Below are 24,007 nucleotides of genomic sequence, written 5' to 3'. Positions count from 1 at the left end.
TGCTAGGATAGATTGAATTTTGTAGGGGGTGTGCGTGGTTGAGTAATACAGCGGTTTGGGTGCCAATACCTACCGAGTACTATTGGGGTTGGTTGATACCACTAGTCTTTGGGGTGATTTTCACTTGGCGATACCGGCACGATAAGGCTCGTTTGAGTAATGGCATTTGGTTTTCGCTATTTTTCTATTCATTTTTAGCGTTACTGGCGATGACGATTTTTGGGACGAATAATCATTGGTTGATCATCATTTGTGGCGCGATTTTTATCAGCTTTATTCTGTTATTAGGGGTGTTGTTCTTTTTACAAGCTTTCTTACTACTATGGAATGCTTGGATTGTTTGGCGACATGAAAGTCATACGTTGGCCAACATGTTAACGCTGATTCTGGGATTAGCTATCTTAATTTTACCGTTCGTTGCCAGTGCGATTGGTAATCGGGTGCCACAACCTGTTAATACGTTCATCACGATTTTTCCAAATCTGGTGATCTTTTATGTCGCTTTTTGGTTCTATAATTATTTGACGATGCTGGTCATCTATCAGTTTAATCATCCGCGGTTGCGACAAGACTACATTATTGTGCTGGGCGCTGGCTTGCTAAATGGAGACGAAGTTTCGCCGTTGTTAGCACAACGAATCATGCGCGGGGTGAAATTTTATCAGAAGCAGCAACGCAAGACGGGACATCCCGCAATCATGATCTTTTCGGGCGGACAAGGGCCAGATGAAACGGTACCTGAAGGTCAGGCAATGTTAGCCTATGCGATTGCACATGGTTTGCCAGCAGCGGCCGGTTGGGCTGAGACCAAATCAACGACGACTTTAGAGAATATGCGGTTCAGTAAACGCTTGATTGATCAAGGTCAGATCCAGGCGCCGCGCACGATCTTTGTGACGAATAATTATCACACTTTTCGGGCCGGGATGTTTGCGAAACAAGCCGGTTTGAAAGCTGATGGTATTGGTGCCCGGACAGCACGGTTCTTCTTGCCAGACGCCATTATTCGAGAATATATCGCAATTTTTGCACGTCACAAGTGGTGGCACGCGGCCGCGACGCTAGGCATGTTGCTCGTGTCCGTTGTCATGGTTTGGTTGGATCTGTATAGCGGTCAACTCTGAGTGATTCACCCTTGAAAAAAGTTAACGGTAACATTTGGTTAATATCGGTTGATTATTGAACAATATAAAGCCCGCCTGGCGGGCTTTTTGTGTGTCATTAAACAAAATGACCGCATTCTTATCGTCTAATTACAGGTGGGTTTTTTGCTTAAGGCGCTAACAGTTCAAAGCACTTTATGGTACTATCCTTAATAGGACAACAAATTTGGACGTAGTGTCAAAGAGGTGAGTCAGGTGCAGCTAGTTGAAGATTTTACAAATGATTTTCTTAATATCAATACTGTCATCGTTGCCTTGATTACCACTGGCCTGATTACGGTGATGACGATCCTGACTTACTTCCTTGAACATCGCGCATTACGGTTAAGACAGCCCCGCGTAACATTAGTGGCTCATGGGTTGGAAGCGGCAAGCTTAGTGGTGAGTATGTTGTTGTTGCGGCAGATCTTTTTTACGATCAACTCTGGCAGTATGCTAAGTTGGTCATATGCGACGGCGCAATTGACGGTTTTACTATTTAGTTTGTATACGATGCGCAACTTAGCGGTCGAAATCATCAATATTTTGATGCCGATTCTCTTTTACGGTCAGGGGATGTACTTTGGTAGAGGCGCACATTTTGTAGCGACTTTTATCACAATGACTGTGTTACTTTCCAGCGCTATTATTTACTTTTCTCGTCACCGATCTTCTATTATGGGATCACAGTGGCGTTACTTGGCGTTGCAACTTGTTTACGGCGGGACGTGGTGGTTCATTATTTGGTCCGTGCATCGTTTTGAACTCGCTTACACCATTAATGTGCTGATCGTGTTTATCGTCTATATGTGGATCATTCGGTTCTGTGTTCAACGAATCAGTCGGTTGATCGACCGTTTCACGCAGCTTGATCAAAAGGTTAACTATGATGAATTGACCGGAGTTCGCAATCGAGCCAGCTTTGACACGGTACAAGCGGAGGTCTTCAAAGCTTATCAGGATCGACCAAAGCTACCGGTAACCATGGCGATGTTTGATATCGATCATTTTAAACGTTTTAATGATCAATACGGTCACATGACCGGTGATGCAGTCTTAAAGCATGTTGCGCAACATTTTGAAGTTGCCTTGTATAAACAAACAACGCATGGTCAGCTCTTTCGGTATGGTGGCGAAGAGTTTGTCGTGATCTTTCGTGGAACTCCGGCAGACAAGGCCCGCACGACCATCACCGCGATTCGAGACGACCTTCAAAATGAAGCCGTTGATTTTAATGGACAAAAATTGCGAGTGACGGTTTCCTTTGGCATTTCACAATTGCAACCAAACGATGTCACGTTTAATGATTGGTTTAGTCGCGTCGATCACTATTTGTACCAGTCAAAAGAGGCTGGTCGTAATCGAATTACTGTAGAAGGCAATACCCTAGCAGTGGGTTAAACTAATAGCGCTGATATTCGGCTTGATGCGGATATCAGCGCTATTTTAAGTTGTTTTTGTTTCGTCTTCATTGTGACACCGCCTCCGTTGACCAGCACGTTCGCTGTGGGGGCAGACCTGCAGCCAAAAGTCGGTCTGCAGGGCGCTTTCAAGCCGAAGCCCACGTCTTAAAAGTCGGCCCAGACACTAACCTGGGGAAATTCGCCCAGCTAAGTGTCTCGACACAGCGAACGTACTGGTCAACTCCGGCGGTTGAATAATGGTTGTAATCAATAAAATACTAGTAAATCGGTGTCTAATGAAAGCTTGATGAAGACCGGCCTTTGACTCACAAACACGGTCTAGGTTCAGACTAACCGGAGCAGCAACTTAAGCGTATATTTAGTTATGATGTGCTATTCAGTAGTGGCAGCGTAGCTCAAGAGGTCCCCTGGTTGACAATCTAGCGCTTGGCAGATGGCAGCTAAGGTGGAAAAACGGACGGCTTTAGCCTTATCATTTTTTAAAATCGACAAGTTGGCCATCGTAATGCCAACGATTTGGGAAAGTTCAGTGAGACTCATCTTACGTTTGGCTAGCATGACGTCTAAATTGATCGTAATCATATCGTCAACTCGTTTTCTGCTTTGATTTGAATGGCACTAGCTAATAATTGAGCCAGAATATTTGCGAAAAGGCCAATGACCAAGGCGATTCCAGTGAGAATAATGGCGAGTAATAATAATCCAGGGGCGTCTTCCGCTTGGACCCAGATGTAGAAGAATGGTAAAAGAACGGTGAATATCAGCGCAACACTGTAGGCGTCCCGTTTGATCCAAGTGAGCGCAATGACTGACGCAGCAGTAAAGACAGCTTGGTGGTCAATTAATTTAAGCAATTGCCAAGCCTGAGTAATCGCCAGTAAAACTAGTCCGAGCATTGCGTATAATCCGATACTAAACGGCCAAACCCAGATGCCAAAGTCCCAGCGCGTTGAGCGAGTAATGGTCGGAACAACAATGGTCGCGGCGACTAGCACCATAAAATTAATAATAATTAAGGCTAATTTGAGTAATAAAGTCTGTTTCTTCATGACAGAACACCTCATCTTTTTTTAGTTTAATTATACCCGCTTGTTATCGATAAACAATAAATAATTATTAATTTTCGATAAAAAAACGAGCACCGTGATTAACAGGCCCGTTTTATGATTATGAGTCAGTGACAGTAATGTCGCCATTAGTTGAGATGAGCCGATATTGCTGACTGGCTTTAATTTGATGTTGGTAACTTTTTTGAGTGTCACTGTGCCAACCAAAAATAGATAAATCACCAGTGTCGGTATGGGCATTGATCCCATTGTTTTGATCGGTTTTGACATGAATATCACTGTCGGTTGATTTGACAGTCAATTGTCCCAACAATTGATTATCCACGAGACTGACATCGCTGGCACTACTGTTGATTTGACCACTTTTAAGCTTAGTTTGTCGCATCGTCATATCGTCGTTACTCGTTAGTGAGGAAGCGGCTTGTTCGAATTGACTTTGATCAATGGTGAGGTCGCCGTCACTTTTAACGGTTAGACTAGGGGCCGTGACTCTGGTGAAATGCGCATCGTATGCCGTGAGGTCTTTTAGCGGTTGGGTGACGGTAACATCGCGTAACGTTAAAGCCCCTTGTGGCTGTGCAGTGAGTTTATCAATGGTCAGACCACTGAGACGGACGTCCCCAATTTGCGCTTGTCCGGCAGTAAGTTGGTCGAGCTTAGTGTTCTTAGCAACGGTAATGATCGTTTGATTCACGACGGGGGTCGTTAATTGAAAATTAAATGAACTATAATTCTTCGATTTAGAACTGATCGTCACATGACCATGATCGTTCTTAATCGTGGGTCGCTCATTGGTGCTGGTGACACGAACGCTGTTAGTACTGCCGGAACGAACGATTACGTCAGACCCCGTCTTTAAAGTGATTTGCTTAATTTCACTGGGATGACTCGTTTTGACGTAGTGTTTGGCGACATGAAAACCGTTATGCCAGTAGACCGTTTTGATGCCGTTGTTAGCGACGCCAAAAATAACTAAAATAATTCCTAAAATTAATAGTAAGAAACCAATTTTAACGGTTTTTTTCATGATGGCGACCTCCTCTCTCAGCACGATTACGTTTAACAAATCGATGATATAGACGTTGCACAATGGTTGAAACGCCTTGGATGATTAGATTGATGAACCACATGACCAGTGGGAAAATCAGTAGTTCGATCCCGATAATTGTGAGGCCACCACCAATATAGAAGATGGCGGTCCATAGCGACTGGGTGAAGACTCCGACTCCGGCGGTAATGGCGGACAAAGCTAGGAGGGTCGCAGCGAGAATTATGGCAAAAACAGCGACAGCAATGGCGAAGACAACGGCCGCTAAGGCGAATAAGACCGCTAAAATGACAATCAGCGCTGGAATGGTGATGGGCGTCGAAAGTAACGCCAACACGACCCACCAAATGGCCCGGACACCGGCTTGCCCTTTTTGACGCTTGGTTGATTCGGCCGTTAAATTCTCATTGAAACGAATTGAATAGTCAGCCAAGATTTTCCGTGCGAGTTGTTTGGGTGTGCCCAATTCTGCCACACAATCGTCGTAATCTTGGATGTTCGCGTCGAGTAAATATTCGCGATAAAATTCAAGTACCTCGTCGCGTTCATCATCGTTCAACTGGACGAGTAATGCTTCAAATTTGTCTAAGTAGTTCGTCATGATGCCGCTGCCCCCTTTAATAATGATTGAATGGCCCCTTGATAAGTTTCCCATTCCTTTTGGATACTCGTTAATTGTTGGACCCCGGTTGCCGTAATCTGATAGTAACGGCGGTTACGTCCCTGAAAGGCCTGATCGTAGGTGGTGACCCAACTATTTTTCTTTAGTCGGCGTAAAACTGGGTATAAGGTCGATTCCGAAACGGTAACAGAAGCTTGTAATCGTTGGGTTAAAGCATAACCGTAATAATCCTCGGTGCTCAACAGCGCTAAAACACAGCCATCGAGCAGTTCCGAACTAATCTGAATAGCCATCACTAGTCCTCCTATCATATTATACGTCGTATAGTATTGCTCGATTAATAGTATAACGAGTATTATAATATCCGTCAATAAAAATAATGATATTGATGAATTAACAATTAAATTCAAAAGGTTAGATTGAGGTACACAAAGTTAGGACTAGTGAGGTGTGGCTTATCATAGTTACAAGTATCCGCCTAGCTTGCCATTCCGGTTGGTCTGGCTTGATGCTGGAACGTGGTGGCCACGTTTGTGAGCCAAAAAGCGGTCTCACAAGCCGGGCTTTTCCTAAGCTGGAAAGTTCACCAGCAAAGGAAAATTTCACCACTGAGCATCATCCAGCCCGCCCTGCACTAACTTGTAATCCTTAATATTAGTTGATCTTTCACTGATACTTGGTTTATTAATGTTCCCTTGTTAAATCACTATTTAACGTCGGAGTTGACCAGCTCGTTTGCCCTGCAGACCGGTCTTTGGCTGCAGGTCTGCCTCACAGCAAACGTGCTGGTCAACGGAGGCGGACAATTCATAAATTATTTTAATAAATATGCTAGCTACACCACACTAGGATTTCAAAGTACGCTACCTGACCAATGTTAATTGGCATAAGAAAAGCCTGACACAATGGCCAGACTTGGTGAGAACATTATTATTGATTAGCTTTATCTGAAATTGCCGTGAAGGTCATCGCGGCGAGAAATTCTGAAATACGTTGGGTGGGCTGCTTAAAGAATTCAGCCGGGGTGCCGTCGAATAGGATCTTACCATTTTCAACGAATAAGATTTTGTCAGCGACAGCTCGTGCAAATTCCAAGTTATGCGTCACGATGATCATGGAATCTTTTTCTTGAGCTAGCTCCAGTAAAACGCGTAAGACGCCAGCTTCTAGTTCGGGGTCCAGAGCGCTCGTGGGTTCATCAAGTAAAATATATTCAGGATTCATCGCCAGTGAACGGGCAATCGCAACTCGTTGTTGTTGCCCACCGGAGAGTTGGCTGGGATAGGCATCGGCTTTATCTGCCAGTCCAACTTTAGCCAGCAATTCGAGGGCGTTTTTTTGCGCCGCTGCACTGGATTGTTTCAAGACTTGAACGGGTCCCTCCATCACATTTTTGACGACAGTTAGGTGTGGAAAGAGGTTATAGCCTTGAAAGACCATCCCGGTTTTACGGCGTAACGTTAAGATGGTTTTATTCGAAAGGGGCTTTGCAAAATCAATATTTAAATCATTAAAATGATATTGCCCATTTTCTGGACGTTCTAACAAATTCAGTGACCGTAATAAGGTTGATTTTCCGGAACCGGAAGGCCCAACAATGACGGTTGTTTGATGTTCTTTAAATTCAGTATTGATATCAATCAAAGCGGGATGGTCACCGAACGTTTTATTGACATGTTCAAATTTAATCAAAGTTGTTCCTCCTAATTAATTGGGCTGATGTAACGTGAGGTCCGTTTTTCAAGGTAGCCTTGTAGCCAACTTAAAATGGAGCATAAGACGGCATATAGCGCGGCGACCAAGGAATACATGACCAGTGGTTGGTAATTTTCGGCGGCAATTTGTTGGCTGACTTCAAACATTTCGATGATCGTAATGGACGCAGCCAAGGAAGTATCTTTGACCAAACTAATAAAGCTGTTCGATAACGGTGGCAGTGAGACCCGCGCCGCTTGTGGCAAAATAATGCGCCGTAAAACTTGTGGCTTGGTCATCCCGATGGAATAAGCGGCTTCCCACTGGCCTTCGGGAATCGATAAGATCGAGGCACGAATGGTTTCGGCACAGTAGGCACCGGTATTGAGTGAAAAGGTCGCAATACCAGCAGTCCAAGGGTCTAACTGAATCCCATTTGGCCAAATTCCTTTAACCTTTAAGTAGGGCAGGCCAAAATAGACGATAAATAATTGAACTAGCAATGGGGTGCTCCGGAATAACCAAACGTAGAAGTACGCAATCGCCTTGACGATTGAAAACCAACCGCGTCGAGGTGAAAGCTTAGTTAAGGCGGTTAGGACGGCTAAGATAAGTCCGATAATAAAAGAAATAATTGCAATTGGAATTGTATATTTGAGCCCGGCCGCCACAATTTGTGGGGTCGAGGTCACGATAATGTGCCAAATGGCTGCCATGAAGATCCTCCTGTGAAACTATAATTGTGGAGCTATGTAGTAATCACCAGCGAACTGGTGATCAGTGGCGAGCAGACTATTTTTTAGTCACGTCCGCACCAAAATATTTATTGGAAAGCTTAGTCAACGTGCCATCCTTGCGTAATTCTTGAATGGCCTTGTTAACTTGTTTTTGTAATTTAGTGTGTTTCTTAGTGAAAATAGCGCCGATCTTTTGTGACGCAATCGAATCGCCAGCATCAATCAAACGAATATTAGCGTTTGGTTTTTGTTTCAAATAAGAGTAGAAGGATTCACCAGAATTAATGGTCCCATCAACGCGGCCCTGTGAAACTAAATCGATCGATTGTTGGAAACCGTCGACCGGTGTGATCGTTGCGCCAAGGCGCTTAGCATCAGTAGCGTTGTTGCTGGTCGTGGTTTCAGCGACTTTCTTACCTTTAATATCGGTAATCGTTTTGATCTTTTGATTGTTCTTTTTAACGGCTAACTTTGACTTAGAGTAAATATATGGGGTTGAGAACAAGTATTTTTCTTTCCGTTGCTTGTTTTCGGCCATATTATTAATGACGACGTCAAATTTATCCGTATCGAGTCCAGCAACTAATGAGTTGAACTTGGTTGGCACAAATTTGACTTTGACGCCCATTTTCTTAGCGATATCCTTGGCTAAATCAACTTCAAAACCAGTTAACTTACCATCTTTACGATAACTGTAAGGCTTGAAAGTTCCTTCCAATCCAACGGTCAAAGTTCCCGATTGTTGTAAGCCTAAATCTGATCCTGCAGCGCTAGATTTGCTCGAACTGTTGCTGCCACAAGCGGTTAAAGTCACCGCTAAGGCAATCCCGAATACAGCTAGGCCGAGCTTCTTCATGAATCGTTTCATAATCCGCAAAACACTCCCTAATTTTTTTGACACTATTCCATCATAGTTGAAAGTGAAACAACTGACAAAAAATAAGTACCGTGTTTATTATAGCCGAGGAACTTAATTCACGATAGCCAAAAATGGTTAAGGTTTTTGCGTAAGTGACTACTTTTGAGTCACATCGCCACCAAAGTACTGTTTCGAGAGCTTAGTCAAAGTACCGTCTTGACGTAATTCTTGGATGGCTTTAGAAACTTGTTTTTGTAATTTAGAATGTTTCTTAGTAAAAATAGCGCCAATTTTTGAAGTTTTAATGGCACTACCGGCGTCAATCAGGCGAATCGCCGTGTGCTTATTTTGCTTGAAGTAGGCGTAAAAGGCTTCACGGGAATTAATGGTGCCTGCGACTCGACCTTGTGACACGAGGTCAATGGATTGTTGGAAGCCATCGGTCGGGGTCACCGTGGCACCTAACCGTTTGGCATCGGCGGCATTGTTGCTAGTCGTGGTCTGAGCAATTTTGGTGCCTTTGATTTCAGTGATCTTTTTAATGTCAGAAGACTTTTTCACGGCTAACTGAGATTTGGAATAAATGTAAGGCGTGGAGAATAAGTATTTCTTTTCGCGAGCCGGTGTTTCGGCAATATCGTTGATCACGACATCATATTTGTTCACGTCTAAGCCGGCAATTAAAGAATCAAACTTAGTGGGAACGAATTTTGCTTTCAAGCCTAATTTTTTGGCGACAGCTTTACCAAGATCGACTTCAAAACCAGTCAATTGGCCATTCTTCCGGTAACTATATGGTTTGAAGGTACCCTCTAGGCCAATCGTTAAAGTCCCCGATTGTTGTAACTTTAAATCTGAACTGGCGGCGCTGGTACGACTGCTACTGGAACTTTTGCCACAGGCAGTCAATGTGACAGCCAAGGCGAGTCCTAAAGCGAGAATTCCTAATTGTTTTACCCATTTTTGCATTTACAATCCACTCCTAAACTAAATTTTGACCATAAAAAAAACAATCATCCAATAAAAAAGGACGATTGCGATCGCGGTACCACCTTTGTTTCTGAATCGCTCACACGATTCAGCTCCATGAGTTAAATTAACTCGAGTAGGGTAACGCGTACTGGGCGTTTACGGCTGACAAAGGTTCACCGTAACCATTTAAAGACCATCTTCATCGTATTTTCAGATTGCCTTGCACCCGTGCTGGCAACTCTCTGAGCTGAAAATTAAGACTACTCATCTTATCGGGACGTTTCATTTATTAGGGTAAGTTTAGCGCGCAAAATGAGGGATGTCAAACCATTTTGTAATAATTTGTTAATTGTATTGCCATTTTGGACAGCGCATCATTTGAGCTTCTGATAGTTACGGCCGTTTTTTGTCAAATTAAAAAGAGACCACGCACAAGGCAGTCTCTAAGAAACGTGATTAGAATTGAATCGCTGGCATGATTGGTGTTGCAGGCACGACTGCCAGTTTGGTTTGAAGTAATCCACCGAGTCGCTTGATACCAGTCGTAATGGTTTCTGGGTCTAAACTCGTAAAGTTTAAACGAAAGGCGTTTTTGACTTGGCGACTGGCGAATTGGCAAGCGGCAGGCACGTAAGCCACATGTGCTTGGGGCAACACCACGTTGGTTAAAAGCTGGTTGGCATCCATACCTGCGGGCAAGGTGACCCAAATGAAGAAGCCGCCAGCCGGACGCGTATAGTGACTATTATTAGGCATATACTTATCGAGCGCTTTTAACATGGCATCGCGTTTGACACGATAGGCTTGGTTAATCGTCTTAATGTGCTCATCAATATCATGATGGTCTAAATAAGCGTTGATAGCAGCAAGCGTAATGTTAGGTGACTGTACGTCAATGGCAGACTTCAGGCCGATTAACTCGTGCATGATTTCGTCATCAGCAACGATCCAGCCAGTCCGCAAGGCGGGTGAGAGAATCTTTGAGAAGCTGGAAATGAAGATCACTCGGCCCTCGGTATCGTAGTGCTTGATTGCGGGCACTGACTTGCCGCTGTAACGTAGGTCACGATAAGGACTGTCTTCCAAAATTATGACGTCATATTGGTTGGCTAACGCGACCATCTCTTGACGGCGCTTAGCAGTTAAGGTCGTCCCAGTTGGATTATGAAAATCTGGAACCGTGTAGATTAATTTGATTTCAGGATGCGCTTGCAGCGTTTGCCGTAGTTTCTGAATGTTCATGCCATGGTTATCGACTGGGACTTCATAGTAAGTTGGTTCGTAAGTGTCGAAAGCCGCCAACGCGCCCATGTAAGTTGGTCCTTCAACGACCATTGAATCCCCACGGTTCAATAGTAGTTTTGCCACCAAATCAATAGCTTGTTGACCACCTTGCGTCAACATGACGTTATCAGCGGTGGTCATGACACCAGCGTGACTGGCCATCCGTTGCGCTAATTTTTGCCGTAACGCGGGTAAGCCTTGCGTGGATTGATATTGGAAAATGGCCGGACCATCGTGATCGATCGCGTCTTGATAAGCTCGTTTCAAATCAGTTGCTGGGAATAAGTCGACATCGGGAAAGCCGCCAGCAAAAGAAATATTGGCCGGATTGGCACTATTCTTGAAAATATTATCGAGATCAGAAGTATCGTTGTTTAACACACGGTTCGCAAATAGTTTTTTCATGATGAAATCCCCCACTTGAATTTTTCTAGCTCACAATTAATTTATTGATTACTTGTATGATAAAATGGCAGTGAGATTTAGTAAAGCTCAGCTTTTTCAATCATACATGAAAAAAATTCATCTAAAGGAAGTAAGATCAAGCATGGCTAATTTTTCATACGAAGTTTTTGCGACTGTTGTTGCCCAGAAAACCTTTTACCAAGCGGCTGCGACGTTGAACGTGACCCCCAGTGCAGTGAGCCATTCGGTGAACCAATTGGAGAAGGAACTCGGCTTCCCTTTATTTATCCGCAACCGTTCGGGGGTTGAACTTACCAGTGATGGCCGGCAAGTCTTGCCATATGTGCAAGAAATCCTGAATACGGAAAGCAACCTACGCCAAGTGGCCGACAACATACAAGGGATGCATTCTGGGTCCGTTCGAATCGGTGGGTTTAGTAGTGTTTGCATTAATTGGCTGCCGCGGATCATCCGGCGCTTTAATCACGAATATCCAGATATCGAGATTTCGGTCGTGCAGGGGGACTTTAATGAGATTACGAAGTGGGCCAAGATTGGGACGATTGATATCGGTTTTACCTCGATGCCGGTCAATGATAACCTGCTCGTGCATCCGCTAGTCAATGATCCAATCTATTGCGTCACGCCGGCAGGATTTGTCCCAGAAAATGGCAAATTTATGACGACGGATGATGTGGCTGATCAGAACTTTATTCTGCAACAAAGTGATTATGACCGGGATACTAAACTAGCCTTGGATCATTACCACGTCACCAATAACTTTCTGCGGTTCTCGATTGATGATCAGTCGATTATTTCGATGGTGGAATCTGGTTTAGGAATGGGGATTTTACCAAAATTAGCGTTGAAGAAGTTAACCGGGGAAGTTAACACTTACCCGTTTGCCGAACCGTATAATCGAGAAATTGCGTTAGTCGCGAATAAAACTCAAGCGACGGCCCCTTCGACCGCGATGATGATTCGGGCTATTAAACAATTCTTGACGGATGACTATGGGGATCAAATGTTATGGCGGTAATTTAGTTGATAAATGTTTGAATTAGATTGACGAGTTTCCAACTATCATACATGCCTGTATGGCTGGCGCGCCAAGTATTAAGGACTGCCTGTTGGTAGTGTTTCACAATTGGCCGATAAATCGTCTGTCCGGCGAGTGCGCTTTGAACAGGAACGACACCATCGCCGTTGCTGTGACCCTTAGTTTGACCTGCAATGAGTAAGACCCGTAATTGGGGATCAATCGTGAGCTGTTTAGCAATGAGACTTTCCAAACGGTTTGTTTGATTGGCGCGCTTCACTGGGCCCGTGATGTTCGCATTTTTTTGCGTACTAGTTCCATTAAATGGGGTCCCGATGGCGACTAAATGTTGGGGACGTTGGGCTGTTGGCGCTTGCTCTAAATAAGCCGTCGCTGCGAGCCCGCCGGTACCATAAGTGATGAGATTAAATGATTTGAATTTGAGCTGTTGCTGTGCCTGCTGCAAAGCTATTTTGAGCCAAGCGGCTTGTTGCATGGCAGACGCATTGGTTGGTAATTCCAAATGTAAAATAGGGCGGGTGTCGTAGGTTTGAAAGCGACCACTAAATTTGAGTGTGCCGTGACGAGTGACTTGCAAGATGACGACGGATTGATTACCACTATTGCGTTGCAGGCCAGCCACAAATTGTCGGCGTTGTTGCGTCGTGGTTTGATGGTCTAGTAGTAGAATGGTAGGAATCCGCGTCGTCGAGCCCACGGTCACCGTCGCAATTTGTTGTTTGGGACGTCGAACTTGGCGTTGCCACAGCAGCGTTCCGCCGATGACGCCAAATAATATCAGTAGCCAAGTTGCTGCCACTAAACCTTGCTTAGTTGTCGTTTTCATTTTGTCTCCCGCCATCCTTCTCAGTTCGCTACTAAACTTAGCTTAAATAGCGGCCAGTTGCAACTGGTTATTTCGTTAAAAACGACGCTGAGAACAGCAAAAGACCCAGCCAAATCTTTGGCTGGGTCTCCTTAAAGGCTATCAGTTCAGTGCACCATTTAGCGCAGAGACTGATGCTTTAAGATTTCGATTGGTACTCAAAAAGCATCACCCCCTTTCAATTAATTAAGCACAGTTTACGTCGATTAAGCAGTTGGGTCAACTAATTAGTTCGCACAAAGGCTAAACAGGGTATAATGAGGTTCCTTGGCAGGGGCCGAGGCTAGATTAGTCTCGTGCTTGATTATTTTTCGGCGACTTCACTTTAATTAGTGCGGTCGCCTTTTAATTTGCAATCAATGACTGGTGCTTTAGAAATTCTTAAAATATGCCTACCATAAACCTGGCGAAAATGTTAAATTAATAAAGGTAGTTTTTTCAGTCACTTATTGGGTTGCCAACATTTATAGGGAAGAGGGATTAGTCACATGGTCTTTAACTTGGTTGTTAATATTATTGGGATTGTGGTGTTCATCGCGATCGCCTACTTATTCTCCAAGCAAAAGCACGCCATTCATTGGCGTTCGGTCGGTATCATGCTGGTATTAGAAATCTTGTTAGCATGGTTCTTGACAGGTTCACAAGTCGGTGTCGACGCAGTTAAGGCTGCTGCCGATGGGTTCACTTGGCTCGTTGATGTTTCATATGATGGGATTGCCTTTGCTTTAGCCAGCTGGGTCAATGTTAAACAAATGGACTTTGTTACAAGTTCGTTGTTACCGATTTTATTGATTGTGCCATTATTTGATATCTTGACATATATCGGCGTTTTACCATGGATTATCAAATGGGTCGGCCGCGGATTAGCTTACATTACCGGTCAACCAAAGTTCGAATCATTCTTCGTTGTTGAAATGATGTTTTTAGGTAATACTGAAGCGTTAGCCGTTTCACAATTACAATTAAAACAAATGAATGCACGACGTAACTTGACCATCGCCATGATGTCGATGAGTTGTGTCACGGCTTCCATTTTAGGGGCCTACATTCAAATGATGCCCGGTCAATTTATTTTGACTGCGGTACCAATGAATGTCTTAAATGCGGCAATTATTGCAGCAATTTTGAACCCAGTCGAAGTTTCTCCTGAAGAAGACACGATTGCCAAAGTTGGCGGTAGTGCAGCTGTTGAAGAGAACACTGAAACGACTGAAACTAGTGGCTCAGAAGATTTAGCAGACGAACAAGTTAAGGCTGTTAAGCCCGCTCGCGAACCATTCTTCTCATTCTTAGGCGATTCAATCTTGGGCGCTGGTAAGTTGATCTTAATCATCGCTGCCAACGTTATTGCTTTCGTCGCGTTAGCCAAATTGATCGATAAGCTGTTAGGCTTAATCAATTCTAACTTGTCACTCGAAAATATTTTTGGGATTATTATGTTCCCATTTGCTTGGTTACTAGGTTTCAACCCACACGATGCCTTCCAAATGGCTTCTTACATGGGAACCAAGTTAGTAACGAACGAATTTGTTGTCATGGGTGAAGTGACTAGCAAAGTCAATACCTTTGCACCCCATTTCAAAGCCGTCTTGACGGTATTCTTAACCTCCTTCGCCAACTTCTCAACGGTCGGTATGATCATTGGGGCGTTCAAAGGGATCGTTAACCGTGAAAAGAACGATGTTATTTCACGAAACGTCGGCTACATGCTGTTATCTGGGATCTTAGTTTCCCTCTTATCCGCAGGTGTCGTCGGATTATTCGTTTGGTAAATTTGATATAAATAATGATTATGAAGCGATCTTTCAGTTTAGGCTGAGAGGTCGTTTTTTGTGGGTTCTAAAAATTCAGTACATTGTTGTTCCCGTACTTATAAATATAAGCTTAACTTGCCGCTCCGGTTGGTCTGGACTGATGCTGGAACGTGGTGGCCACGTTTGTGAGCCAAAGGGCGGTCTCACAAGCCGGGCTTTCTCTCATGTTTAATTTGTCGAAACGTGTTCGGGCCAACTGCGCCCTCCGCTTGCTACGCCATCGCAACCACTCGGAAAACCGCCGAGTAATTGCGATGGCTAGGCAATGCTCAGGAGCAACCCGTTGGCCCTCACACTCTGAGAAAGGTCACCACTGAGCATCCATCATCCAGCCCGCCCTACGCTAAATTGGTAGCTTTATTGTCATGGGAATAGTCTGTTGTCGAAATCACTATATGAACGTTGGAGTAGACCAGCTTGGCTACTATGGTGAGTCACTTGATTTTGCTCAAGTTAGTGTCAATTAGACTTTTAAGCTGTGATTTTTGGTTTGAAAGTGTCTTTACGATGAACATCTTGGTAGCCAATTAATTGATTATTTGAAACGAAGCATGCGCTAACTGGTTGTAGTATCTAATCTGATAAATATGAATTTGATGGATGTTGACTGATCATTATTATGTTGATGTTCATATATAGAGGGTTCAATGCGGCCACGTAGTCGGAGGACACCGGTAAGCACACCGTGTCGAGCCATTTAGCTGGAGGGGGTGTTCCAGCTTAGTGGCTGGGCCAGCTTTTTAGACGTGGGTTGTCGGCTGAAAAGTGCCCTGACGACCGTTTTTTGGCGTCAGGTCTGCCCCACGGTGAGCTTGCCGGTGTCTGGAGACGAAGTAAGCGGACTAATTGAAAACTGTGTGAGCTTTAACCCGTAGCCTAAAAAAACAATTGAAAATGAGCAACCTTTTTTACTGAAAATAACGTCTGACCTAAACGACGCAAAACAGCTTATTAACAAGGCTTCTCACAAGTCGATAATCCAAACTGGAGCATTGATTTTAGCTAGAATTTAAGTTAAAGTTATGAGGTGACGTGAAACATTCAAGTTGTTTCACAACTGTAAGGTTAATTCGACCTTAGTTAAGGAGTTCTATTCATGAATCCAACTGAATTTAAACAAGCTTTGGCGAGCCATGACATCGTTCTCGATGATCATCAAATGGCTCAGTTTGCGACGTATTACCAGTTGCTAGTTGAGACTAATCGTCAATTCAATCTAACGACTATCACTGCTGAACCGGAAGTGTATTTGAAGCATTTTTATGATTCATTGACGCCGGCTTTTTATGTGGCAGCTTTGCGTGATCAACCACTAACACTCTGTGATGTTGGTGCCGGGGCTGGTTTTCCCTCGATTCCGTTGAAGATTGTTTTTCCACAATTGCAAGTCACGATTGTGGATTCATTAAACAAGCGTATCAACTTTTTACAACAATTGATTGCCGCGTTAGGCTTGACTGGGGTGCAGACCTTTCATGATCGTGCCGAAACCTTTGCAGGCAAGAAATCTCCTCATCGTGAAAGCTATGATTTGGTCACAGCGCGGGCCGTTGCACGGCTCTCTGTGCTGAGTGAATTTTGCTTGCCATTAGTTAAAATTGGTGGTCAAATGGTCGCGCTCAAAGCGTCAAATGCGCGGACTGAAACGGCTGAAGGTGACTACGCGGTTAAACAATTGGGTGGTCAACTGGTAACAGATGAAGCCTTTAAGTTGCCGGAAACCGGTGACCCACGGCATATCATCGTGATTGATAAGAAGCGGCCAACGCCGAAACGCTATCCACGGAAGCCTGGAACACCAGCAAAACAGCCGTTAACGGCACCTGAATAGGGTTGGGAGGTAAGTTAGATGCCATTCTCTTTATTTGGTTCTAATCGTGATAAAGATAAAAATAAAACCGCCCCAGCGGCTAATCATAACCAGCAAATCGTGCGGATTCCGGTAACGGCAATCATTCCCAACCGTTTTCAACCACGGCAGGTGTTTGATGAAGCTGGGATTGCCGAGTTAGCGGCGACAATTGCGGAACACGGGTTGTTGCAACCTATCGTGTTACGTGAATACGAGCCTAAAAAATACGAAATTATTGCCGGAGAACGCCGATTCCGTGCCATTACGTCCTTACATTGGGCGGATGCGCCGGCAATCATTCAGAAAATGGATGATGGGGAAACGGCGTCGATGGCGTTGATTGAAAACTTACAGCGTCAAGATTTGACCGTCATTGAAGAAGCGACCGCGTATCAAGAGTTAATGAAACTAAATTCATTGACGCAGGCCGCATTGGCGAAAGAACTTGGTAAAAGTCAGTCATTTGTCGCGAATAAATTACGCTTGTTGAAACTGGCACAACCAGTCCAACAAGCGCTGTTAAAACGGCAGATCAGTGAACGACATGGGCGTGCTTTGTTGACCGTGCCTACAGAACAACAGGCTGAGGTACTGACAAAAATTTTGGCACAACAGTTGACGGTCAAAGAAACAGAACGGCTCATTCAACAATTGACCACGCCGCCGAAGCCCAAAAAGAAGCGGGCCCGCGGTTTGTCTGGTGATACTCGTATCGCGGTCAATACAATTAAACAGTCTATTAAAATGGTGACCGATGCTGGCCTGCCGGTGAAGACCCATGAAGAAGAAACCGACAGCGGGTATCGTATCACGATTGAAATTCCAAAAAATCAACCAAGGAGTGGTCAATAATTATGGGATCCGTAATTGCACTCGCTAACCAAAAAGGTGGCGTTGGCAAGACGACGACTAGTATTAATTTAGGTGCCAGTCTCGTCGCTCAAGGTCAAAAAGTACTATTAATTGATACGGACGCTCAAGGAAATGCCACGAGCGGGTTGGGGATTCAAAAGTCGGCGATTGAAAATGAAATTTATGATGTTTTAATCAATGATACCCCGATTAAAGAAACAATTATTCCAACAAGTCACAAAGGGTTAGATATCGTGCCAGCCACGATCCAACTTTCTGGGGCTGAAATTGAATTGACTCCGATGATGGCTCGCGAAACCCGGTTAAGAGACGCCATCGACGAAGTGCGTGAGGACTACGACTTTATTTTGATCGATTGTCCACCTTCGCTGGGGTTGTTAACCATCAACGCATTTACGGCTTGTGATTCCATTTTGATTCCAGTGCAAAGTGAATATTATGCGCTGGAAGGGTTGAGCCAATTATTAAATACGGTTAAGTTGGTTCAAAAACATTTTAATAAACAATTGAAAATCGAAGGCGTTTTATTAACGATGTACGATGCGCGGACTAATCTTGGTCAACAAGTTAACGATGAAGTGCGTAAGTACTTTAAGGACGCGGTTTACAAAACGATTATTCCACGGAATGTGCGGCTATCTGAAGCGCCCAGTCATGGACTGTCAATTATCGATTACGATGCCCGCTCAAAGGGTGCGCAAGTCTACTTAGCGTTAGCAAAGGAAGTGTTGGCTGCTCATGGCAAGTAAAAAGGATCAAAATAAAGCGTTGGGGCGTGGCATTGGGGCTTTATTTGCCGATGTTGACGAACCAGCCACTGAAGAATCAGTTGTCGATTTAGCGTTAACGGCGATTCGGGCCAATCCCTATCAACCGCGACGTAAATTTGACCAAACAGCATTAAAAGAATTGGCTAGTTCCATTGAAAAATCTGGGGTCTTCCAGCCCATCATTGTGCGCCAACCAGATGCTGAAGTTAAAAAATACGAATTAATTGCTGGCGAACGGCGTTTCCGAGCTTCAAAGCTCGCAAACCAGACGACGATTCCCGCGATTGTTCGTGATGTGACCGAAGAACAGATGATGGAAGTTGCTGTGTTGGAAAACCTGCAACGAGAAGACTTAACGCCACTAGAAGAAGCTGAAGCTTACGAGTCTTTGATGAAAAATTTGAAACTCACCCAAGCTGAAGTTTCTAAGCGTCTAGGGAAGAGTCGGCCGTACATTGCCAATTATTTGCGTTTGTTGGGTTTGCCAGCAATCGTCAAGGCAATGATTCAAAAAGGCCAATTGTCGATGGGCCAAGCACGAACTTTGTTGTCATTAAAAGACAAGACCAAGTTAGTGCCACTAGCCAAACGCGCAATCAAAGCGAACTTAACGGTGCGACAATTGGAACAGATTGTGATTCACTATAACGGTGATACGAAACAGCCAGTTAAGCCAGTCGTTAAAAAATCGCCTTATATTCGGGCCAGTGAAGAACAACTCCAAGAAAAATTTGGCACGCAGGTTTCAATTTCAGCGAAAGCGAATAAAAAGGATGTCGGGAAGATTGAAATTCCTTATTTATCGACTGACGATCTGAGCCGCATCTTGGATATTTTAAACATTAATTTGGACTAAATTTGAGAAGGGGCGTTGCGCATGTATGATTTAGGTGATATTGTCGAAATGAAGAAAGCGCATCCGTGTGGGGTCAATCGTTGGGAGATTACTCGGATGGGTGCGGACATTAAGATCAAATGTACCGGCTGCGACCACATTGTCATGCTGCCGCGTCGTGAATTTGATAAGAAAATGAAGAAGATTCTTGAAAAGAAAGCCGATCAAGCTTAATTATTTTAAAAGGAAGAGTGAATAACCGATATGGCACTTACAGCAGGTATCGTTGGGTTACCCAACGTTGGTAAATCCACATTATTTAACGCAATTACGAAGGCTGGCGCCGAAATGGCGAACTATCCATTTGCGACGATCGATCCAAACGTGGGAATGGTTGAAGTCCCCGACAAACGTTTAGACCGTATTCAGTCAATTATTCCCGCTAAAAAGGTCGTTCCAACGACGTTTGAATTTACTGACATCGCCGGAATCGTTAAGGGTGCTAGCAAGGGTGAAGGTCTAGGTAACAAATTCTTAGAGAACATTCGTCAAGTTGATGCGATTGTCCACGTGGTGCGGGCTTTCGATGATGATAACATCACACATGTTACTGGGAAAGTTGATCCACAAGACGATATTGAAACCATTAATTTGGAATTGAGTTTGGCTGACTTGGAAGCCGTTGACAAACGTTTTACCAAAGTTCAACGCGCTGCTAAAGGTAGTGACAAGGAAGCTAAGGCTGAATTGGCGGTTTTAGAGAAAATCAAGCCAGCGTTGGAAGCTGGACAACCAGTCCGGTCATTGACTTTCGACGAAGATGATCAAGCAATCGTGCGGGGACTCTTCTTATTAACTTCGAAGCCGGTTTTGTACGTAGCGAACATTGCTGAAGATGACATGGCTGATCCTGAAAACTCGAAATATTATCAAGTCGTTGCGGATTATGCGAAAAAAGAAGGCGCCCAAGCCATTGGCGTTGCCGCTGAAACCGAAGAGGAAATTGCAGAATTAGACGATGACGACAAAGCTGACTTTTTGGCTGCGGAAGGTGTCGAAGAACCTGGATTGAATAAGCTTATTCGGGCTTCTTATAAGCTCTTAGGCTTGGAAACTTTCTTTACTGCTGGTGGCAAGGAAACCCGTGCGTGGACGTTTAAACGTGGCACTAAGGCACCGCAAGCGGCTGGGATTATTCACTCTGATTTCGAACGTGGCTTTATTCGTGCCGAAGTGATGTCATTCGCTGATTTAGATGCAGCGGGTAGCGAAGCTAAAGTTAAAGAAAATGGGAAGTTACGACTTGAAGGTAAAGATTACGTCATGCAAGATGGCGACATCGTTGAATTCCGATTCAACGTCTAATTAAGAAAAGGGGGAACTGCTCATGAGTGAAGGGCCAAATAAACCACGGAATGCTCAAGCGGGTGCTAAGCAGATCCAAGCGGCGGAACATCCTTTACGGGATGATACCGAATTAACGAAGCGTAATGATGAATACATGCGACAAATGCGTAAGTCACTAAATGAGACAGCTTTGTCAGGTGAAAAGAAAAAAGCAGCTCTCGATGAAATGATGGCGACGTTGTTAGCGGAACAGCATAAAGGGACAACTGCGCGTCAATTGTACGGGACGGTTCAAGAACGGACGCAAGCAATCATCTCGGGTCCTAAAAAAACGCCACGTGAACAAGCTAAGGCAAATTATTGGGTGACATCACTTGATAATGGGCTGATGTTATTCATGATCTTCTGCTTGATGTATGGGGTCATGGGCTTCATTTCCAAAGCTTCACAAGAATCGCAGGGTGCCAACGGGATCACCGCGATTCTGTTGACCTCTGTGGTCGGTGGTTTGGGTGTTGCCAAATTGTTTGAATATTTGGCACCAGACAAGAATAAGCCGAAAGTGCCAATGTGGCGAAAGATTTTATGGTCAATTTTGGCTGTAATGGTCTGGATGTTGATCTTCACCACCGCTGCGATGTTACCAAAGGCATTAAACCCAGCGTTACCAGCTGCGGTTTATCTCGTGATTGCTGCCCTTGTGTTCTTCGCACGGATGTGGCTTAAACGGAAATTTAATATTACCACTAGTTTATTTTAAACTTACACTGAGAAATCTAGGCAGGCGCTTAGGTTTCTTTTTTGAAAAAGTCGCTTAAATGAAAAGTCACTGAAAATTTGGTCGAATCCTTGCATTTGTGCCGATGTTTTGTTACCTTTACAGATAAAATAAAATCATAAGGAGCTAACGTTCTATGTCTAATTGGGAATCAAAGTTTGGAAAAAAAGGTTATACGTTTGATGATGTCCTATTAATTCCAGCCGAAAGTCATGTATTACCGAATGAAGTTGATTTAGGTGTGCAACTCGCCGATAATTTGAAATTAAACATCCCGATTATTAGTGCCGGGATGGATACTGTTTCCGAATCTACCATGGGGATCGCAATGGCGAACCAAGGTGGGTTAGCAGTTATTCATAAGAACCTTAGCATTCAAGCCCAAGCTGAAGAAGTCAGCAAGGTCAAGGCAGTCGAAAAAGACGCTGATCATCCGCACGCTGCGGTTGACGCATCTAATCATTTGTTAGCGGTCGCTGCGGTTGGGGTAACGAGTGATACCTTTGATCGGGCCGAAGCTTTGTTTGCAGCTGGCGCCGATGCCATCGTGATCGATACGGCGCATGGTCATTCTGCTGGCGTTTTGCGGAAGGTTAAGGAAATTCGCGAACACTTCCCTAAGCAAACTTTAATTGCTGGGAACGTGGCTACGGCTGCGGGGACGCGAGCATTATTTGATGCCGGCGTTGATGTTGTGAAAGTTGGGATTGGCCCTGGTTCAATTTGTACCACTCGGATCGTTGCTGGGGTCGGCGTACCACAATTGACCGCTGTTTATGATTCAGCTGAAGTGGCGCGTGAATATGGCAAACCAATCATCGCTGATGGTGGAATCAAGTATTCTGGCGATATCGTGAAGGCTTTGGCTGCCGGTGGTAATGCCGTTATGCTCGGCAGTATGTTAGCTGGGACGACGGAAGCACCTGGCGAAATCGTCTTTGATGACGGTCGTCAATATAAGTTCTATCGTGGTATGGGTTCAGTTGGCGCGATGTCACAAGCGCATGGTTCATCTGATCGTTACTTCCAAGGTGGTGTCAACGAAGCCAACAAGTTAGTACCTGAAGGTGTTGAAGGTCGAGTACCATTTAAGGGTAGTGTCAATGACATTATCTTCCAAATGCTTGGTGGCCTACGCTCCGGGATGGGTTATGTTGGGGCTAAAGATATTAGTGCCTTAATTGAAGATGCCCAGTTCGTCGAAATTTCTGGCGCCGGTTTACGAGAATCACATCCTCATGAAATTCAAATTACGAAAAATGCGCCTAACTACTCTGTAAATGGGTAATTAGCTGCGATTAATTAGAATGGTCCGCGAAACGGGATAAGTTTCGCGGGCCATTTTTGGCTTCTAAAATAGCCTTGCAATTGTGAGCTTTCTGTCTAGTTTAATCGCCTTAGAAGTATCGCAATTGTGAGCTTTTTGTCTGTTTTTTATTTCATCTGGAAATGTGTGAATCATAGTGTTCATTTTTATGATTTTAAGTCTCCGTTGACCAGTCCGTTCGCTGTAAGGTGTTTTCAAACCGAAGGCCACGTGTTTTAAAAGTTGGTCAGACGCTAAAACCACCCAGCGGAGTGTTTCGATATAGCCAACGAATTGTTCTATTCCGACGTTAGAGGGTGTTTGTGAGCTATTAGTAGCTTAGTATGGATGAAAACCAATTACTATCAGGATTACTGATTAGTCCAGACCAACCGGAACGGCAAACTAAGTCAATACTCATAAACGTAACTACTAAACTCATAAAGAAGCCCTAAATTGACCTAATTCTTTGCGTTTTCTCTAAAAAAGGCCGTCAAGCGCCCTTAAAGCAGTCCTTTTTGGTAGAATATAATCAGAATTACTTAAGGAGAAATTTAATATGAAAATTTTGGTAGTCGATGACGACAAAGAAATTGCGCAATTATTAGAAATTTATATCAAAAACGAAGGCTACGAACCAATTAGTGCTTATAATGGTAAAGAGGCCTTAACGAAATTAAACACGAATCCCGATATTGCTTTGATGATTTTGGACATCATGATGCCTGAAATGGATGGTATCGAAGTTATCAAGGAAGTTCGGAAAGATTCCCAATTACCAATTTTAGTATTATCTGCCAAGACTGGTGATATGGATAAAATTCAAGGCTTAATTACTGGGGCTGACGACTATGTCACGAAGCCGTTTAATCCATTAGAAATTATGGCGCGAGTCAAATCTTTACTGCGACGTTCAGAAAACAACGTGACAACTACCGAACCAGATATTTTGGACATCGGACCATTGACCATCAATAAAGACTCTCATGAAGTAAAAACGTTGACTGGTAAGGATATTCAACTGACAGCGTTGGAGTTTGGAATTCTATACCTATTAGCTAGTCATCCAAATCGGGTCTTTTCCGCTGACGATATTTTTGAACGTGTTTGGCAACAAGAAAGCATTGTTTCCGCGAAAACGGTCATGGTGCACGTTAGCCATTTACGGGATAAGATTGAAGAAGCCACAGATGGTGAAAAGGTGATCCAAACTGTTTGGGGCGTCGGTTATAAGATTGAATCACGCTAATAG

Annotated in this window: 24 protein-coding genes and 1 other annotated feature; of the genes, 13 read left to right on the top strand and 11 right to left on the bottom strand. The window is 44.1% G+C overall.

Annotation, left to right across the window (positions count from 1 at the left end):
• The first annotated feature begins 38 nt into the window (after positions 1 to 38).
• Positions 39 to 1,124 (top strand): YdcF family protein, encoded by a 1,086-nt coding sequence (locus RA086_RS12555; RefSeq protein WP_308704119.1) that lies wholly within the window; start codon positions 39 to 41, stop codon positions 1,122 to 1,124.
• Between the two features lie 234 nt (positions 1,125 to 1,358).
• The gene (locus RA086_RS12550) at positions 1,359 to 2,543 is read left to right on the top strand and encodes a GGDEF domain-containing protein (protein WP_308704118.1); all 1,185 of its coding nucleotides are present in this window, start codon (positions 1,359 to 1,361) and stop codon (positions 2,541 to 2,543) included.
• A 395-nt stretch (positions 2,544 to 2,938) separates the two neighbouring features.
• On the opposite strand, the gene RA086_RS12545 is transcribed toward RA086_RS12550, so the two are convergent.
• From RA086_RS12545 to RA086_RS12500, 10 genes are all read right to left on the bottom strand, one after another.
• Entirely contained in the window at positions 2,939 to 3,148 is a 210-nt protein-coding gene (locus tag RA086_RS12545; RefSeq protein WP_308704117.1) for a helix-turn-helix domain-containing protein, read from the bottom strand.
• Positions 3,145 to 3,615: a DUF2975 domain-containing protein gene (locus tag RA086_RS12540; RefSeq protein WP_308704116.1), complete on the bottom strand. Its 471-nt coding sequence runs from the start codon at positions 3,613 to 3,615 to the stop codon at positions 3,145 to 3,147. The genes RA086_RS12545 and RA086_RS12540 overlap by 4 nt, the downstream gene beginning before the upstream one ends.
• Before the next feature lie 118 nt (positions 3,616 to 3,733).
• Positions 3,734 to 4,660: a DUF4097 family beta strand repeat-containing protein gene (locus RA086_RS12535; RefSeq protein ID WP_308704115.1), complete on the bottom strand. Its 927-nt coding sequence runs from the start codon at positions 4,658 to 4,660 to the stop codon at positions 3,734 to 3,736.
• A complete protein-coding gene (locus tag RA086_RS12530) occupies positions 4,644 to 5,282 on the bottom strand; it encodes a DUF1700 domain-containing protein (protein ID WP_308704114.1) in 639 nt (212 codons plus the stop codon). Before RA086_RS12530 ends, RA086_RS12535 begins: the two co-directional genes overlap by 17 nt.
• Positions 5,279 to 5,596 (bottom strand): PadR family transcriptional regulator, encoded by a 318-nt coding sequence (locus tag RA086_RS12525; protein ID WP_308704113.1) that lies wholly within the window; start codon positions 5,594 to 5,596, stop codon positions 5,279 to 5,281. The genes RA086_RS12530 and RA086_RS12525 overlap by 4 nt, the downstream gene beginning before the upstream one ends.
• Positions 5,597 to 6,233: 637 nt before the next feature.
• Complete coding sequence (locus RA086_RS12520; protein WP_308704112.1) at positions 6,234 to 6,995, bottom strand: amino acid ABC transporter ATP-binding protein; 762 nt, start codon at positions 6,993 to 6,995, stop codon at positions 6,234 to 6,236.
• A gap of 11 nt (positions 6,996 to 7,006) precedes the next feature.
• On the bottom strand, positions 7,007 to 7,714 hold the full coding sequence (locus RA086_RS12515; protein WP_407659070.1) for an amino acid ABC transporter permease: 708 nt from the start codon (positions 7,712 to 7,714) through the stop codon (positions 7,007 to 7,009).
• Between the two features lie 76 nt (positions 7,715 to 7,790).
• Complete coding sequence (locus RA086_RS12510; RefSeq protein WP_308704111.1) at positions 7,791 to 8,603, bottom strand: transporter substrate-binding domain-containing protein; 813 nt, start codon at positions 8,601 to 8,603, stop codon at positions 7,791 to 7,793.
• A gap of 147 nt (positions 8,604 to 8,750) precedes the next feature.
• Positions 8,751 to 9,563 carry a transporter substrate-binding domain-containing protein gene (locus tag RA086_RS12505; RefSeq protein WP_308704110.1) on the bottom strand — a complete coding sequence of 271 codons (813 nt, stop codon included), beginning with the start codon at positions 9,561 to 9,563 and terminating at the stop codon, positions 8,751 to 8,753.
• 54 nt (positions 9,564 to 9,617) lie between these two features.
• Positions 9,618 to 9,851: a binding site (T-box leader), on the bottom strand.
• A gap of 171 nt (positions 9,852 to 10,022) precedes the next feature.
• Positions 10,023 to 11,255 carry an aminotransferase-like domain-containing protein gene (locus RA086_RS12500; protein WP_308704109.1) on the bottom strand — a complete coding sequence of 411 codons (1,233 nt, stop codon included), beginning with the start codon at positions 11,253 to 11,255 and terminating at the stop codon, positions 10,023 to 10,025.
• A 142-nt stretch (positions 11,256 to 11,397) separates the two neighbouring features.
• On the opposite strand from RA086_RS12500, the gene RA086_RS12495 reads away from it, so the two are divergent.
• On the top strand, positions 11,398 to 12,294 hold the full coding sequence (locus RA086_RS12495) for a LysR family transcriptional regulator (protein WP_308704108.1): 897 nt from the start codon (positions 11,398 to 11,400) through the stop codon (positions 12,292 to 12,294).
• Position 12,295: 1 nt separating this feature from the next.
• Here the strand turns inward: RA086_RS12495 and RA086_RS12490 are convergent, their stop codons facing one another.
• A complete protein-coding gene (locus RA086_RS12490) occupies positions 12,296 to 13,141 on the bottom strand; it encodes an alpha/beta hydrolase (RefSeq protein WP_308704107.1) in 846 nt (281 codons plus the stop codon).
• Between the two features lie 527 nt (positions 13,142 to 13,668).
• Here RA086_RS12490 and RA086_RS12485 point away from each other — a divergent pair.
• The 10 genes from RA086_RS12485 to RA086_RS12440 all read left to right on the top strand — a co-directional run bounded on the left by RA086_RS12485 (position 13,669) and on the right by RA086_RS12440 (position 24,004).
• Complete coding sequence (locus tag RA086_RS12485) at positions 13,669 to 14,952, top strand: NupC/NupG family nucleoside CNT transporter (RefSeq protein ID WP_308704106.1); 1,284 nt, start codon at positions 13,669 to 13,671, stop codon at positions 14,950 to 14,952.
• Positions 14,953 to 16,090: 1,138 nt separating this feature from the next.
• Complete coding sequence (gene rsmG / locus RA086_RS12480; RefSeq protein WP_308704105.1) at positions 16,091 to 16,825, top strand: 16S rRNA (guanine(527)-N(7))-methyltransferase RsmG; 735 nt, start codon at positions 16,091 to 16,093, stop codon at positions 16,823 to 16,825.
• An 18-nt stretch (positions 16,826 to 16,843) separates the two neighbouring features.
• On the top strand, positions 16,844 to 17,698 hold the full coding sequence (gene noc / locus RA086_RS12475; protein WP_308704104.1) for a nucleoid occlusion protein: 855 nt from the start codon (positions 16,844 to 16,846) through the stop codon (positions 17,696 to 17,698).
• A gap of 2 nt (positions 17,699 to 17,700) precedes the next feature.
• Positions 17,701 to 18,468 (top strand): ParA family protein, encoded by a 768-nt coding sequence (locus RA086_RS12470; protein ID WP_308704103.1) that lies wholly within the window; start codon positions 17,701 to 17,703, stop codon positions 18,466 to 18,468.
• Positions 18,458 to 19,345, top strand: coding sequence for a ParB/RepB/Spo0J family partition protein (locus tag RA086_RS12465; protein ID WP_308704102.1), 888 nt, complete (start codon positions 18,458 to 18,460; stop codon positions 19,343 to 19,345). Before RA086_RS12470 ends, RA086_RS12465 begins: the two co-directional genes overlap by 11 nt.
• A 21-nt stretch (positions 19,346 to 19,366) precedes the next feature.
• Complete coding sequence (locus tag RA086_RS12460; RefSeq protein ID WP_308704101.1) at positions 19,367 to 19,558, top strand: DUF951 domain-containing protein; 192 nt, start codon at positions 19,367 to 19,369, stop codon at positions 19,556 to 19,558.
• Positions 19,559 to 19,588: 30 nt separating this feature from the next.
• Positions 19,589 to 20,689, top strand: a complete 1,101-nt coding sequence (gene ychF / locus RA086_RS12455) for a redox-regulated ATPase YchF (protein ID WP_308704100.1) — start codon at positions 19,589 to 19,591, stop codon at positions 20,687 to 20,689.
• Positions 20,690 to 20,711: 22 nt separating this feature from the next.
• The gene (locus RA086_RS12450; RefSeq protein WP_308704099.1) at positions 20,712 to 21,431 is read left to right on the top strand and encodes a DUF1129 domain-containing protein; all 720 of its coding nucleotides are present in this window, start codon (positions 20,712 to 20,714) and stop codon (positions 21,429 to 21,431) included.
• A 154-nt stretch (positions 21,432 to 21,585) separates the two neighbouring features.
• Positions 21,586 to 22,737, top strand: a complete 1,152-nt coding sequence (guaB, locus tag RA086_RS12445) for an IMP dehydrogenase (protein WP_308704098.1) — start codon at positions 21,586 to 21,588, stop codon at positions 22,735 to 22,737.
• Between the two features lie 577 nt (positions 22,738 to 23,314).
• The gene (locus tag RA086_RS12440; RefSeq protein WP_137626497.1) at positions 23,315 to 24,004 is read left to right on the top strand and encodes a response regulator transcription factor; all 690 of its coding nucleotides are present in this window, start codon (positions 23,315 to 23,317) and stop codon (positions 24,002 to 24,004) included.
• Positions 24,005 to 24,007: the final 3 nt, after the last annotated feature.

The organism is Lactiplantibacillus brownii (assembly GCF_031085375.1).
Classification (GTDB): domain Bacteria; phylum Bacillota; class Bacilli; order Lactobacillales; family Lactobacillaceae; genus Lactiplantibacillus; species Lactiplantibacillus brownii.
This window is presented reverse-complemented; position numbering and strand designations above follow the sequence as displayed.